Origin of the sequence: Enterobacter sp. KB-221C9, from assembly GCF_041320715.1 — a bacterium.
GTDB classification, from domain to species: Bacteria; Pseudomonadota; Gammaproteobacteria; order Enterobacterales; family Enterobacteriaceae; genus Enterobacter; species Enterobacter asburiae_D.
Window position 1 is genome coordinate 37,457 of sequence record NZ_JBGIWG010000002.1, and the last position, 13,902, is coordinate 51,358.

Annotated in this window: 12 protein-coding genes; 8 read left to right on the plus strand and 4 right to left on the minus strand. The window is 55.5% G+C overall.

The genetic code is table 11. The features are described from left to right. Positions 1-27 precede the first annotated feature (27 nt). The 6 genes from AB8846_RS02260 to AB8846_RS02285 all read left to right on the plus strand — a co-directional run bounded on the left by AB8846_RS02260 (position 28) and on the right by AB8846_RS02285 (position 7,581). Complete coding sequence (locus tag AB8846_RS02260) at positions 28-465, plus strand: hypothetical protein (RefSeq protein WP_370731927.1); 438 nt, start codon at positions 28-30, stop codon at positions 463-465. Between the two features lie 94 nt (positions 466-559). Beyond that, a complete protein-coding gene (locus tag AB8846_RS02265; RefSeq protein ID WP_370731928.1) occupies positions 560-1,114 on the plus strand; it encodes a hypothetical protein in 555 nt (184 codons plus the stop codon). A 3-nt stretch (positions 1,115-1,117) separates the two neighbouring features. Further along, entirely contained in the window at positions 1,118-2,194 is a 1,077-nt protein-coding gene (locus AB8846_RS02270; protein WP_370731929.1) for a hypothetical protein, read from the plus strand. A gap of 75 nt (positions 2,195-2,269) precedes the next feature. Further along, a complete protein-coding gene (locus AB8846_RS02275; RefSeq protein ID WP_370731930.1) occupies positions 2,270-2,710 on the plus strand; it encodes a DcrB-related protein in 441 nt (146 codons plus the stop codon). Positions 2,711-2,713: 3 nt separating this feature from the next. Continuing rightward, a complete protein-coding gene (locus tag AB8846_RS02280; protein ID WP_370731931.1) occupies positions 2,714-7,129 on the plus strand; it encodes an RHS repeat-associated core domain-containing protein in 4,416 nt (1,471 codons plus the stop codon). 8 nt (positions 7,130-7,137) lie between these two features. Then, a complete protein-coding gene (locus AB8846_RS02285) occupies positions 7,138-7,581 on the plus strand; it encodes a DUF6386 family protein (RefSeq protein ID WP_370731932.1) in 444 nt (147 codons plus the stop codon). Positions 7,582-7,626: 45 nt separating this feature from the next. Here the strand turns inward: AB8846_RS02285 and ychF are convergent, their stop codons facing one another. Together ychF and pth are read right to left on the minus strand one after the other, a co-directional pair. Continuing rightward, positions 7,627-8,721, minus strand: a complete 1,095-nt coding sequence (gene ychF / locus AB8846_RS02290) for a redox-regulated ATPase YchF (RefSeq protein WP_010432886.1) — start codon at positions 8,719-8,721, stop codon at positions 7,627-7,629. A gap of 126 nt (positions 8,722-8,847) precedes the next feature. Beyond that, the gene (gene pth, locus AB8846_RS02295; RefSeq protein WP_023336005.1) at positions 8,848-9,432 is read right to left on the minus strand and encodes an aminoacyl-tRNA hydrolase; all 585 of its coding nucleotides are present in this window, start codon (positions 9,430-9,432) and stop codon (positions 8,848-8,850) included. 274 nt (positions 9,433-9,706) lie between these two features. Here pth and ychH point away from each other — a divergent pair, with 274 nt between their 5' ends. Both ychH and AB8846_RS02305 read left to right on the plus strand, forming a co-directional pair. Next, a complete protein-coding gene (gene ychH / locus AB8846_RS02300; protein ID WP_032656663.1) occupies positions 9,707-9,982 on the plus strand; it encodes a stress-induced protein YchH in 276 nt (91 codons plus the stop codon). A 121-nt stretch (positions 9,983-10,103) separates the two neighbouring features. Then, positions 10,104-11,162, plus strand: a complete 1,059-nt coding sequence (locus tag AB8846_RS02305; protein WP_370731933.1) for a MerR family transcriptional regulator — start codon at positions 10,104-10,106, stop codon at positions 11,160-11,162. On the opposite strand, the gene dauA is transcribed toward AB8846_RS02305, so the two are convergent. Continuing rightward, a complete protein-coding gene (dauA, locus tag AB8846_RS02310; RefSeq protein WP_331412104.1) occupies positions 11,148-12,827 on the minus strand; it encodes a C4-dicarboxylic acid transporter DauA in 1,680 nt (559 codons plus the stop codon). The two genes, AB8846_RS02305 and dauA, sit on opposite strands and share 15 nt — an antisense overlap. A gap of 124 nt (positions 12,828-12,951) precedes the next feature. Next, positions 12,952-13,899: a ribose-phosphate diphosphokinase gene (gene prs, locus AB8846_RS02315; protein WP_003856663.1), complete on the minus strand. Its 948-nt coding sequence runs from the start codon at positions 13,897-13,899 to the stop codon at positions 12,952-12,954. Positions 13,900-13,902 lie beyond the last annotated feature (3 nt).

Consider the following 13,902-nt stretch of genomic DNA (forward strand, 5'->3'; position numbering starts at 1 on the left):
ACATTTTCTTACGCAGGACAAACAAACATGAACCAAGATTCTTTATGGCATATTGTTAAAGAACTCAAAACAGTATGGGGAAAACAGGTCGAGGAAGTAAGTAAACTTCTCAATCAACCACTCATCAAAAAAAATCCGGAAATGAAAGACCGTTATACCTCGGTTCCATTCACATTATCTGATGGAACACGTATCAGCGATGTAGATGTTCGTTTATGGGGAAATGAAGACGATAGCGTTTCACTTGTCTCGTTTGTAATTGAACAGCCTTGCATTACGCTCGACCAGGTCAAAGCGCATTTTCCGGATGTTAAGTTATCGAATATTCCTCGCGGGAATACCGCAGGGCAAGCTGTGGGATATCGAACCGCCACTGATGAACGTGGGCTTGCATGGGCATTTAGTTTTCCTGTAATGAACCAGGAATGCCTAAATCGAGTCGTTATGTCACGTTACGATCGTTAATAAGTGTTGCGTTTTCCTGCCGGTACGGGTATGTCGCTGCCGGTTTGCAGCATCCGCGATAAGCGTAATTTACATCAAGTCAGTGACGATTAACGTGAAAAAACACACTCCGACCTTTCTTTGTTCTGCCCTGATATTTACCTGTCTGAGCAGCAATGTGGTTTTGGCTCAGGTTATGCCGCTCGTTCTGACAAAACAGGATTTTTCCGTGAAGGTCAAAGACCAGACTGTCACCCTGGGCGACAGATGGACTCCTTATATTGCCCGTAAAATTCAAATGCCGGTGGAAGGCAGTTTTACCGGTGAGGTACCTTTTGACGGAACCCAATATACATTCTTCCAGCATCAAAGGACTGGGTTAGAAATATTCAGTTCCAATCTCTGGTGGGATAAAGCGGAAAGAAGCGTTGATGATTACATCGTGTCTCAAATTACGCTGACTGCCGAAGACTTCGCAACGCCGCGTAGTGTCCATGTGGGCTCAACGAGAGAGGAAGTGAACAACGCATACGGTTCCGGTCATGTAGACAATGATTCGGGGGAGCAGTGGATTACCTATGAGTTGGGTAAAAAAGCGCTCTCGTTTGAGATGAAAAGCGGCAACGTTGTGAAAATAACAATGAATTACGATAATGGTTCTTCAGAGTAATTTATGACCAAAAAATTTCTGGCAGTCGTATTGTTCACCGCTTTATTGACAGGCGTCGTTGAAACGTCAACGGCGCTTGAATTATCGCAATACAATAAGCTCGAAACGGTAAGTCGCATCGTTAACGATAGCGAAGTGACAGACAATCTCCGGAAGACGCTGGGAAATCATTACCAGACCTTTATTGATAACTTTGATGTCTTTGGTGAACCACATACCACCCCAGGTGGCGGATTGTTTGTTGAGGGCTGGCTAAAGGATCTCTACCAGGAGAATGCGTCAGCGCTGGTCATCAATCCTGACGGCAAAATCTTTGCGGCCTGGGTGGTTCCGGAGTCGGACGTTATTCATTACCAGTCTTCAGATAATAGCCCGGTTATTCATGCCGATATTCAGCAATGGGCCGCCAGATTCAATGCGAGGCATTTTGCAACGAACAGCCAATCAGGCCTCGCGTTTGACGGAGAATGGGCTGGCGAATACGAGAACGACTCGACATTAACCCTGCGGTTAGCTGAATCAGGCAACCGTATCACCGGGTCTTATTGTTATATCTCCCAAAGAGGAAACCGCATAGATTGCCCGGAAGATGATGAGCGTAATCTTAGCGGTACGATCGCAGACAATCGTGCCAACGTTGAGTTCAACTCATCGTTTGGCGGCGTAGGCGGACGGGCTGTTCTGGAAATAAAGGGGAGTGAAATGGAATGGCGTTTAGTGACTCCTCCTCAAAAAGGACATTATTATGCTCCGCTGCGTTATACGTTACGTAAAGACGCTTCGGTTCATAGCGCTGAAACCAGAAAGCTCGACACCGAAAAGTTCTCTATTTCGCTGATAAACACGTGCGGTCATTTTGATAGCGAATGTGACCAGATGGTTTATCTCGGCGTGCGCAAAAGCGATAACAGTACGATCTCCTTAAGAGGAAAAACGTTGCACGACTCTGCAGGTAAAATAATCGGCTCAACGTACAAGAATGGCGAAACCGTTTACACCGTGACGTATGCACCCGCGAAATTGGTTGTCAGCAAAGGCAACCATGTTTTAGTCGAACAGTCAGGCCAGTGGCTTAAATAATAAAACAGCCAGCCAAAAGGCCAGCATGGATTGGCCTTCTTGTTTCTCTCAATATTAATCATCCCGAGTTCACTTATGAAATACACCCTCCAGGAAGGTTCGTTTTCCCTTTTTCCTGCTGCCTGGCAGGATAACAGCATGAACATTATTCGCGATGACGAAAGCGGGCTGTCCGTGGTGGTCAGTCGCGGCGTTATCCCGGATGGCAGCAGCTATGAACAAGAGTTCCACCGCCAGTGGGATGTGCTGCGTCCTCAGATGGGCGAAATTGCCCAGAGTGAATTCCGGAAAGTAAAGGCCGGGCCTGACGGAAAAATTAACGGGCTGGAAGTTGAGACGACGTTTGACCGTAGCGGGCAGCGCCTGTGGCAAAAACAGCTGGCCGTACAGACGCCGGGCAAACCGGTACTGATGATTTTCACCCTCTCGGCACTCAGAGCATTCACCGAAGAGGACGAGGTGCGCTGGAGCGCGCTTAAGCAGAGTCTGACGCTAAACGACAACCGGAATGTGTAAGGCATGAGCGATAACAACGCGGCCCGTAAGGGCGACGAGATTATTCACTCCAGCATTTTTGCTGACATCACCAGCATTGTGGCGGAAGGTGCCGCCTATGCGGTGATCGGTGCGGCAGTCGGCGCTGCAGCCACGGTTGCGGCGCCATTGCTGGGGGTGGGGGCAGCAGCAGCAGGCGTTGCGGCAATTGGATCCAGCTGTCTGTTAAGCGGCATCATTGGCGGCGTGCTGGCGAACGTCGCGGGGATCACCGACGATATCAGCAACGCCGCTGAGGGGTTAGGCAATGCGCTTTTCCCGCCGTCGCCTGCGGGTAAAATCACCACCGGTTCGAATAACGTTCTGACCAACGCAATCCCCGCCGCGCGCGCGGCAGGCACGCTGACGCCCGCCGATACACCGTCCCCTGAGCCGCAGTCGCCGGGCAGCTTTGCCGACTACGCGGGGATGCTGCTTTCCGCCGCCGGACAGTTTGGCAGCGAAATGTGGCAGCCGAGCGTGGCCTCTGCCGCCGCGGGAACCTCGCCGCTGGAAGAAGACAAGGTGGCGTGCGAAAAGCATTCCGGGCCGCAGTATCTGGCGGAAGGCTCTAAAAGCGTCTTTATCAACGGGCAGCCCGCGGTGCGTGCCAAAGATCGCACCACCTGCGAAGGCACCGTTTCCGACGACGTCTCCCCGAACGTGATCATCGGCGGGGACACGCTCACGGTCCGCGATATCAAAAGCGGTAAAACGCCGGGTCTGGCGCTGGGGATGATTGCGCTCTCCCTGCTGCGCGGGCGTCCGGGCAAAATCCTGAAAAACATGCCCTGTGCGCTGGCGGCGGCCGGCGGCGGGATGCTGGCCGATATGGCAGTGAATGCCGTGTTTGGCTCCTCGCACCCGGTTCACGCCGCCACCGGCGTGAAGGTGCTGAATGACGACGACGAGCTCGATTTCTCGCTGCCGGGGCGCTTTCCGCTTCGCTGGCAGCGCAGCTACAACAGCCTGACCACCCGCGAAGGGCTGTTTGGTCTGGGCTGGGCAACCACCTTTGACAGCTATCTGGCGCTGGAAGAAAACAACGCTACCTGGTTCGACGAAACCGGGCGCGAGCTGAGCTTCGGGCTGCCGCCCGTCGACCACGCGTTTTACAGCATCAGCGAAGGCATCATTATCCGCCGTAATGAGAGCGGCGACGTGGCGATTGCCGACGATGACGGTGCGGTGTGGCGTCTGTATAAACCGACCCGGGCGAATCCATCCATCCTGCGTCTGGCCTCCCTCAGCGACGAATACGGCAACGCGCTGCTGACGGAGTGGGACGAGCAGGGCAGGCTGGTTGGTCTTCACGACGAGCCGCGGGCGATAGACGTCACCCTGCGCTATGAAGATGAGCGTTTCCCGCATCGCGCTACCGCTGCCAGCCATTTCGACGGCAGCCAGACATGGCCGCTGATGCAGTGGGGCTACGACGCGCGCGGCCAGCTGGCGAGCGCGACGGATGCCTCCGGCGTAGTGACGCGTGAATACCGTTATAACGAGCACGGGCTGATGGTCTGGCACCGGATGCCGGGCGGCCTGGAGAGCGAATACCGCTGGAAAAAACTCGATCACTGGCGCGTGGTGGAAAACCGCACCAGCACCGGCGACGGGTGCCGCTTTAGCTACGATTTAGCCGCCGGGCTGACGACCGTTGAGCACTACGACGGTCAGACGCGCCGCCACTACTGGAACGCGCAAAATCTGATTGTCCGCTACGTTGACGAGCGCGGTGAAAACTGGCGCTACGAGTGGGATGACAACGAACTTCTGACGCGTCGCATCGATCCGCTCGGAAACGCCGTCACCTTCGTCTACGACGAAATGGGCAACCGGGTTCAGGAGACCGATGCCGACGGCAATACCCGCACCACCGCCTGGCTGGAGCACCGCGCGCTTCCCGCAGCAATTATCGAGGCCGACGGCAGCGCCACCCGGTTCTGGTACGACGAACATCATGGGCTAAAGCGCGTGGTGGATCCGATGGGGCAGACCACGCAGCTGCGCCGGGACGAGTTCGGCCAGGTTGTTGAAGAGGTCGATGCCGCCGGAAACAGCCGCTACCAGGAGTACAACGAGGCAGGGCAGATCGTTCGTGCGACGGACTGTTCCGGGCGTATTACCCGCTATCGCTATCACCCGCTGGGCTGGCTGGTCGCCGAGATGAGCGCCGACGGTGAAGAGACGTGCTACCGCTACGACGCCGCAGGGCGTCCGGTGCAGCTCGACCGCCCGGAAGGCTGGACGGAATCGCTCAAATGGAACGAACGTGGCCTGCCGGTGAAGCATGCGGGCGCCGACGGTAAAGAAAGTGAGTTCAGATACGATGAGGCAGGGCGCTTAACCGCAACCCGCAATACCCAGGGCGAAGAGGTGCGCCGCCGCTGGGACAGCCGCGGGCGTCTGATTGCTCTTGAAAACGAAAACGGCGAAGCGTATCAGTTCCGCTGGGGCGCGGACTCGCTGCTGCTGGAAGAGGTAGGGCTCGATGGCGTGGCCTCGCAGTATCGCTACGACGCCTGCGGGCGCACGATAGCCCGCACGTTCGCCGCCGGTCATCCGGAGGCCATTACCCATGCCTTCGCCTGGAGCGCGAGCGGCCAGCTGGTCGCCCGCACCACGCCGGAAGGCCAGACCCGCTACCACTATACCCCGTCCGGGCTTTTGAGCCGGATTGGGCTGCATCCAGCGCTTGCAGCCGACGCGTGGACCACCGAGGCAGAGCAGGAGCTCGCCTTTGACTATGACGCGCTTGGTCGCGTGACGCGCGAAGCGGGCGAGCACGGCGAGCTGGCGTGGGAGTATGACGCGCTGGGCAACCGCACCTCCGTCACGCTTCCCGACGGCCGCGAGCTTAAGCAGTTTTACTACGGCAGCGGGCATCTGCTCAGCATTGCTCTCGATAAGCTATCGGTTTCTGATTTTACACGCGACGAACTCCACCGGGAGACCAGCCGCACGCAGGGGCTGCTGACCACCCGCAGCGAATACGACCGCCTTGGGCGACTGCATCGCCGGGACGTTTTTACCGGCAATGCCCAGCGCCCGTCGCCGCGCCGCTGGTCCCGCCGCTGGGATTACGACTACCGCAATAACCTGGTGCGGGAAGAGCGGGACGATAACCCGTTCAGCTGGTATCGCTGGCAGTACGACAGCGCCGGGCGCCTGCTCGTTCAGGACGGCACGCTGCCCGGCCAGGAGCAGTGGCGCTGGGACGCTGCCGGTAACCCGCTCGAAGGATCTGCTGAGCAGGTCACGCACAACCGCCTGACGCAGCTGAACGGCATTCGCTGGCACTATGACATCCACGGCCGAACCGTGGAGAAAGATAACGGCCAGACCCGCTGGCACTACCGCTACGACGGTGAACACCGCCTGACGGAGGTTATCAGCCAGCCGCGGGACCGCAACAAGCCGCAGACGCAGGTCAGCTTCCGCTACGATCCGCTTGGTCGCCGCATCAGCAAAACGCGATGCCAGATGCTGGGCGGACAGCTAACCGGCAAGCCGGTTACCACCCGGTTTGTCTGGGAAGGGTTCCGCCTGCTGCAGGAGGTGCACGGGGATGTGCCGCTCACCTACGTCTACAGCGATCAGGACAGCTACGAGCCGCTGGCGCGTATTGACGGCGTTGATGCCCCGGAGATTTTCTGGTTCCACTGCCAGCCCAACGGCACGCCGGAGCGGATGACGGATATCGAAGGGCAGGTACGCTGGGAAGGGGTTAACAGCGCCTGGGGCAAGCTGCTGTGGGAAAGCGAGACGCAGGTATCAGGATATTCTCAGAACCTGCGGATGCAGGGGCAATACCTGGACCGTGAGACAGGGCTGCACTACAATCTGTTCCGGTATTATGACCCGGACTGCGGGCGGTTTACGCAGCAGGACCCGATAGGGCTGGCGGGGGGGATAAACCTTTACCAGTATGCGCCGAATGCGCTGGGGTGGGTGGATCCGTGGGGGTTGAGTAGGTGTTCTGGAGGTACCCGCTTAACTGTCAATAAACCGAAGATTTTAAGCAGCACAAAGCTGTCATCAACTGAGAGAAAATTCCTCGAAAGACAGTTTATGAAAAAAATGAATGCCTTAAACCGAGCGGCTCAACGTGGAGAATTAGTTTGGTCTCCTGGCACCCATGAGGTTAGGATTTCATCTTTGCAAAGCTCTTACAGGCAGGCTGTTTCTGCACGCTTTGAAAAAATGTTTGGCTCAGCACCTGATCTAAGTAAGTTAAACGCTGATCACCCTGTTGATTTAATTGTTGGAGGTTCGCCTACACAAAGATTACAAATGCTGAATGAAACTATTAATAAAAGTGTCGGTAGTTCTTTGAAAAATGCAGGCAGAAAGGCGGGGCTTCAGCCCGGAGATGCCATCAGTGAAATAATATTTCAATAGGAGGTAAAATGAATAAATCCATTAATATACAGACGGATACTGCCACATTAGTAATTTATGATTTGATGTCATTAAAGCATAGGATTAATGATGATGCAGATTGGTGGAGTCTTCCAGAAGATGAAGTTGAAGAAATAAATAAAGGGAATGTGTTATTTCTCAATCTTGGAGATGATGGTACCTATAAAGTTGATATTAAAAATGACATTGGTGAATATACCGGATCGTTATTTTTAAACGTACCTACTGGAAAGGTTTTCATAGGGGCGGGAGAGGATGTCACTGGCGGAGATCTGGAGCCAGATGATTCAGATGCTATTTCAGGCGAGTTTATTACTTTAGAACCTGGTAGTTACGAGGTTAAATATAAAAAACAAGGTTCAGAAGTTCTAATTTCCTTTACAAAAGCAGTGTTTACTGAAAATTCATTAGAAGAGGGAGTTTATCTCTGAAAAAAAATCCACGCCTAAGCGTGGATTTTTTTCATTCAAAACAAATCAAACGTTAAACAAGAAGTTCATCACATCACCATCTTTAACGATGTAATCTTTCCCTTCCGCACGCATCTTGCCTGCTTCTTTCGCGCCTTGCTCACCCTTGTAGGTGATAAAGTCTTCAAACGCGATGGTCTGCGCACGAATAAAGCCTTTCTCGAAGTCGGTGTGGATTTTACCGGCCGCCTGAGGCGCAGTCGCACCCACAGGAATCGTCCACGCACGCACTTCTTTCACGCCAGCGGTGAAGTAGGTCTGCAGGTTCAGCAGCTCATAGCCTGCACGAATTACGCGGTTCAGGCCCGGCTCTTCCAGACCCAGCTCGGCCATGAACTCTTCACGGTCGGCGTCGTCCAGCTCGGCGATATCGGATTCAACGGCTGCGCAAACCGCCACAACCACAGAACCTTCAGCCGCTGCGATTTCGCGCACTTTGTCCAGGTACGGGTTGTTCTCGAAACCGTCTTCGTTAACGTTGGCGATGTACATGGTTGGCTTCAGGGTCAGGAAGCTCAGGTATTTGATCGCCGCCTTGTCTTCTTCAGTCAGGTTTTTCAGCGCGCGCAGCATGCCCGCGTTTTCCAGCTGTGGCAGACATTTTTCCAGCGCAGCCAGTTCCGCTTTCGCGTCCTTGTCGCCGCCTTTGGCTTTCTTCTGCACGCGGTGAATAGCGCGTTCGCAGGTGTCGAGGTCAGAGAGCGCCAGCTCGGTGTTGATGACGTCGATGTCGTCAGCCGGATCCACTTTGTTGTTTACGTGGATGATATTGTCGTTTTCGAAGCAGCGCACAACGTGGCCGATCGCTTCGGTTTCACGAATGTTGGTCAGGAACTGGTTACCCAGGCCTTCACCTTTGGATGCGCCTTTTACCAGGCCCGCGATGTCCACGAATTCCATGGTGGTTGGCAGAATGCGCTGCGGCTTCACGATTTCCGCGAGCTGGTCCAGACGCGGGTCCGGCATTGGCACAACGCCGGTGTTAGGTTCGATGGTACAGAACGGGAAGTTCGCCGCTTCGATACCCGCTTTGGTAAGCGCGTTAAACAGGGTGGATTTGCCCACGTTTGGCAGACCGACGATACCGCATTTGAATCCCATTTCTAAATCACCTTAATATCTTGATAATCAATCCGTTAACGATAACCGACTGATGAAAAGTAAATAACTACGCCTATTATACACGTAACCCGCATGACGCGCGGTAAAAAAGCCGTATCGGGCGGATTATTGCGCTTTGAAAGCGTGCAAGCGGTTTGTCGCTTTGGTTAACCCGTCTTTCAGCCAGATTTCGGTGCAGCGCGCCGCTTCGTCTACCGCCTCGTCAATCAGTTTCTGCTCAGAAACCGGGGGTTTACCGAGCACGAAACCGACAACTTTGTTTTTATCGCCCGGATGGCCGATTCCTACGCGCAAACGGTGGAAATTCGGGTTATTGCCCAGCTTGCTGATGATGTCTTTAAGACCGTTATGGCCGCCATGTCCGCCGCCCAGTTTGAATTTTGCCACGCCGGGCGGGAGATCCAGCTCATCGTGAGCCACCAGAATTTCATCCGGATTAATTCGATAAAACGTTGCCATTGCCGCCACGGCTTTACCGCTCAGGTTCATAAAGGTGGTGGGCACCAGTAAGCGAACATCCGCGCCAGCAAGGTTGATACGTGAGGTATACCCAAAGAATTTAGGTTCTTCACGCAGGGGAGCACGTAACCGCTCGGCCAGCAGATCGACATACCATGCCCCGGCGTTGTGGCGGGTGGCCGCGTATTCTGCGCCCGGGTTGGCGAGGCCGACAATCAGTTTAATCGTCACGATTCAATTCCTAATGGGTTCCAGATCTGGCGCGTAGTTTACTGTCTGGCGCGCCGCTTGACAAAATTCTGCGATCTTCTCAGCGAAATACGAATAATTTCTGATTTGAACAATTAGAATTTCAAGCTGTTCAAAGTCTTATTTGTAAACTTTTGTTTGGGAGTTATCTGTAATTGTGATCATTCACGCAACTCATAAAAGGGGCGTTGTCTATACTTTACACACAAGGATTAGGGGCTTTTCCCCTGACAACCCAAAGTTCCGGAGGTGACACATGAAACGCAAAAACGCTTCGTTACTCGGTAACGTGCTGATGGGATTAGGGCTGTTCGTGATGGTAGCCGGCGTGGGTTATTCAATTTTAAACCAGTTACCGCAGCTTGACCTCCCGCAATACTTTGCGCATGGCGCGATATTGAGCATCTTCGTTGGTGCGGTATTGTGGCTGGCAGGGGCTCGCGTGAGCGGCCATGAGGAAGTGTGTGACAAATACTGGTGGGTGCGCCACTACGATAAACGCTGTCGTCGCGACCAGCATAAGCACAGCTAGTGCTACGATAAAGAACACCGAAACGGCTCCCGAGGGAGTCGTTTTTTTTTGCATCAAGGGTTGACCCTCACGTAACGTAAGGCTCCAGAGTGGCGCCACTGGCAAAGAAAAAGGAGCAGTTATGTTGATTCAGGTGGGTGAGCTGGCGAAACGTGTCGGGATCACCGTGCGAACATTGCACCACTATGAGCAAACAGGGCTGTTGCTGCCTTCTGCCAGAAGCGCGGCAGGTTATCGGCTTTACAACCTGGCGGATGTTCAGCGTCTGCACATGATCCAGGCGCTGGCAAAAGCGGGGCTGGAACTTGCTGAAATCAGGGATTTCCTGGAACAGGAGTCGCTGTCGTTAACCGAGTTACTCGATGCGCAAATCACGCTGCTGGATAAACAGCTGCGCAGCATACATACGCTGCGCGACCGTCTGGTGGAGCTGCGAACCGGGCTTATCGACGATGCGACGCCGGATCTGGAAACCTGGCTACAGACTCTGGAGTTAATGAATATGTACGATCGCTGGTTTAGCAAAGAAGAGTTACAGCAGCTGCCGTTTGCGGTGCAGAAGGACGCGCTGACGGCTATCTGGTCAGGGCTGGTTGCAGAGGCCAAAACGCTTCTGGAACAAGATATACCCGTTACGGACGCTCGGGCGATGGACCTGGCGACGCGATGGATGGAACGCCTGGAGCAGGACACGGCGGGCAAGCCGGAATTTCTCACCCGGCTGAACGAGATGCACAGCGTTGAACCGCAGATGCAGGTGCAGACCGGCATCACGCCGGAGATGACGGATTACATCACGCGCGCGTTTGCGGAATCTAAGCTCAGCATATGGGAGAAGTATCTCACTGCCGAAGAGATGGCCTTTACCCGGGCACACTACTTTGACCGCATGATGGAGTGGCCGCCGCTGGTGGCGAAACTGCATCAGGCGCAGCGAGAAAATAGTGATCCTGCCTCGGAGGAGGCGCAAAAGCTGGCTGAAAACTGGCTGGCGCTGTTCCAGTCGTACGCGGGCACGAACCCGGAGACCCAGCAAAAGTTTCGCACTGCCATGCAGCAGGAGGCGCACCTGATGAAAGGAACATGGATGACGCCTGCCGTGATTGCATGGCTCCAGCAGGCGATCGGGGTGATGATGCAGAGACGTTTCTCTGCATCAGGTCACTCACAGATCCGCTAACGCGGCTTCACGGTTAGGGTAGAAGGAGAGTCGGCCAGGGATAGGCTGCACGCCCGCGCGCGCCATGGTGCGCAGGGGCTGGAACTCCAGGTTACTCACCCGCAGCTCGCAGCCTTCCGGCAGACGTGCAACAAAGCGCTGGAAGGCATCCAGGCCGCCTGCATCCAGCACGGGTACGGCATCCCACTTCAGCACCACAACCCGTTTGCCCGCGATGCGGGACTCCAGATCGCTGAACAGACCTTCCGCCGCGGCGAAGAACAGCGGGCCTATCACGCGCAGCACCAGCACATCGTCAGGCACCTCCACGTTAACCGGGGAAAGGCGCGTCATCTGCGCAATACGGCGCATAAACAGCAGGGACGCCAGCACGATCCCGACGCTGATGGCGATAACCATATCGAACAGCACCGTCAGCGACATGCAGATCAGCATCACGATGATGTCATCTTTCGGCGCGCGACGCAGCAGGTGAACGACCTTATGCGCCTCGCTCATGTTCCAGGCCACCATCAGCAGCAGGGCGGCCATGGCGGAAAGCGGCAGCCAGGAGAGCAGCGGGGCGAGGATCAGCAGCGCCAGAATCACCAACAGGGAGTGGATAACCGCCGAAACGGGTGAGGTTGCCCCCGCGCGCACGTTTGCTGCAGAACGGGCAATCGCAGCCGTAGCCGTAATACCGCCGAAGAACGGCGCGACGAGGTTGCCCAATCCCTGACCGACCAGCTCGCTGTTGGCTTTGTGTTTGGTGCCGGTCATACCGTCCAGAACGACGGCACAGAGCAGGGATTCAATCGCCCCGAGCATCGCCATAGAGAACGCGGCGGGAAGCAAAGCACGCAGGGAATCCCAGCTGAGGGTGAAGCTGGAGCCGGGCATGTCCCACGGCAGCACCAGCTGCGGCAACAGTTGCGGAATGCCGCTGCCCTGAGAACCGTCAGCCAGAACATAGTGGAACTGCGAGCCGATGGTCGCGACATGACCACCGAACATATTGACGATGGCCATCACCGCGCAGCCCAGCAGCAGCGCGGGGAGGTGGCCTGGCAGACGGATCCCCAGACGAGGCCAGACGATCAGCGTGCCCAGCGTCACAATTCCAATGGCGGCGTCGCCCAGGTTGGCCGTCGGCAGCGCCATAAACAGCGCCCCTACTTTTTGCAGGTAGTGCTCCGGTACGTGGGGCATCTGCAGGCCGAGGAAGTCCTTGATCTGCATGGTTCCGATGGTGATACCAATCCCCGAGGTGAATCCCAGCGTCACGGAAAGGGGGATGTACTCGATCAGCCGCCCAAAGCGGGCCAGGCCGAACAGAATCAAAAAGACGCCGGACATCAGGGTGGCGACCAGCAGGCCTGCCAGACCAAACTGCTGTGAAACCGGGTAGAGGATCACCACGAAGGCGGCGGTCGGACCGGAGACGCTGAAGCGCGAGCCGCCCGTCAGGGCAATGACTATCCCGGCAACGGCCGAGGTGTACAGACCGTACTGCGGCGCAACGCCGCTGCCAATCGCCAGCGCCATCGCCAGCGGGATGGCGATAATGCCGACGGTGATCCCGGCAATCAGGTCACGTATAAATCGTGACGAGGTGTACTTCTCTTTCCAGCAGGCGTCGATGAGGGCGCGAAAGGGCAGAACATGTGAGGAGGTTACGTTTTTCACAATTATCTTTCATCCGTATGCGCATCATCTGTCATGTGAATGGCAGGTGAAGGAGGCATTGATCATACAAATAAAACCCAGAGACAAAAAAACCCGCCGCAGCGGGTTTTTCGGCCGTGTTCGATTAGTGTTCGAACATTGCTGAGATAGATTCTTCGTTGCTGATACGACGAATCGCTTCGGCCAGCATCCCGGACAGGGTCAACGTACGCACGTTTGGCAGCGCTTTGATCTCGTCGCTCAGTGGGATGGTATCGCATACCACCACTTCGTCAATGACGGAGTTGCGCAGGTTGTTTACCGCGTTACCGGAGAAGATCGGGTGAGTCGCGTAAGCAAACACGCGCTTGGCACCACGCTCTTTCAGCGCTTCAGCTGCTTTACACAGCGTACCGCCGGTATCGATCATGTCGTCAACCAGCACGCAGTCACGGCCAGCAACGTCACCGATGATGTGCATCACCTGAGAAACGTTAGCGCGCGGACGGCGTTTGTCGATGATCGCCATGTCGGTATCGTTCAGCAGCTTAGCGATAGCACGGGCACGTACCACGCCGCCGATGTCCGGAGAAACCACGATTGGGTTATCCAGGTTCAGCTGCAGCATGTCTTCCAGCAGAATTGGGCTGCCGAATACGTTATCAACCGGGACGTCGAAGAAGCCCTGGATCTGCTCTGCGTGCAGGTCAACGGTCAGTACGCGGTCAACGCCGACGCTGGACAGGAAGTCAGCGACAACTTTAGCGGTGATTGGCACACGTGCGGAACGGACGCGACGGTCCTGACGGGCATAGCCGAAGTAAGGGATTACAGCAGTGATACGGCCTGCGGAAGCGCGACGCAGGGCGTCGACCATAACAACCAGTTCCATCAGGTTGTCGTTCGTTGGAGCACAGGTGGACTGGATGATGAAAATATCACCACCGCGTACATTTTCGTTAATTTGTACGCTGACTTCGCCGTCGCTAAAGCGACCTACGGCGGCGTCGCCGAGGGAAGTGTACAGGCGGTTGGCAATACGTTGTGCTAGTTCCGGGGTGGCGTTACCAGCAAAAAGCTTCATATCAGGCACGAG

What these genes read in the sequence shown, in the direction of transcription:
- AB8846_RS02305 (WP_370731933.1), top strand. Translation starts at nt 10,104, where the DNA reads ATGTTGATTCAGGTGGGTGAGCTGGCGAAACGTGTCGGGATCACCGTG.
- AB8846_RS02270 (WP_370731929.1), top strand. Translation starts at nt 1,118, where the DNA reads ATGACCAAAAAATTTCTGGCAGTCGTATTGTTCACCGCTTTATTGACA.
- ychF (WP_010432886.1), bottom strand. Translation starts at nt 8,721, where the DNA reads ATGGGATTCAAATGCGGTATCGTCGGTCTGCCAAACGTGGGCAAATCC.
- AB8846_RS02260 (WP_370731927.1), top strand. Translation starts at nt 28, where the DNA reads ATGAACCAAGATTCTTTATGGCATATTGTTAAAGAACTCAAAACAGTA.
- ychH (WP_032656663.1), top strand. Translation starts at nt 9,707, where the DNA reads ATGAAACGCAAAAACGCTTCGTTACTCGGTAACGTGCTGATGGGATTA.
- AB8846_RS02275 (WP_370731930.1), top strand. Translation starts at nt 2,270, where the DNA reads ATGAAATACACCCTCCAGGAAGGTTCGTTTTCCCTTTTTCCTGCTGCC.
- AB8846_RS02280 (WP_370731931.1), top strand. Translation starts at nt 2,714, where the DNA reads ATGAGCGATAACAACGCGGCCCGTAAGGGCGACGAGATTATTCACTCC.
- AB8846_RS02285 (WP_370731932.1), top strand. Translation starts at nt 7,138, where the DNA reads ATGAATAAATCCATTAATATACAGACGGATACTGCCACATTAGTAATT.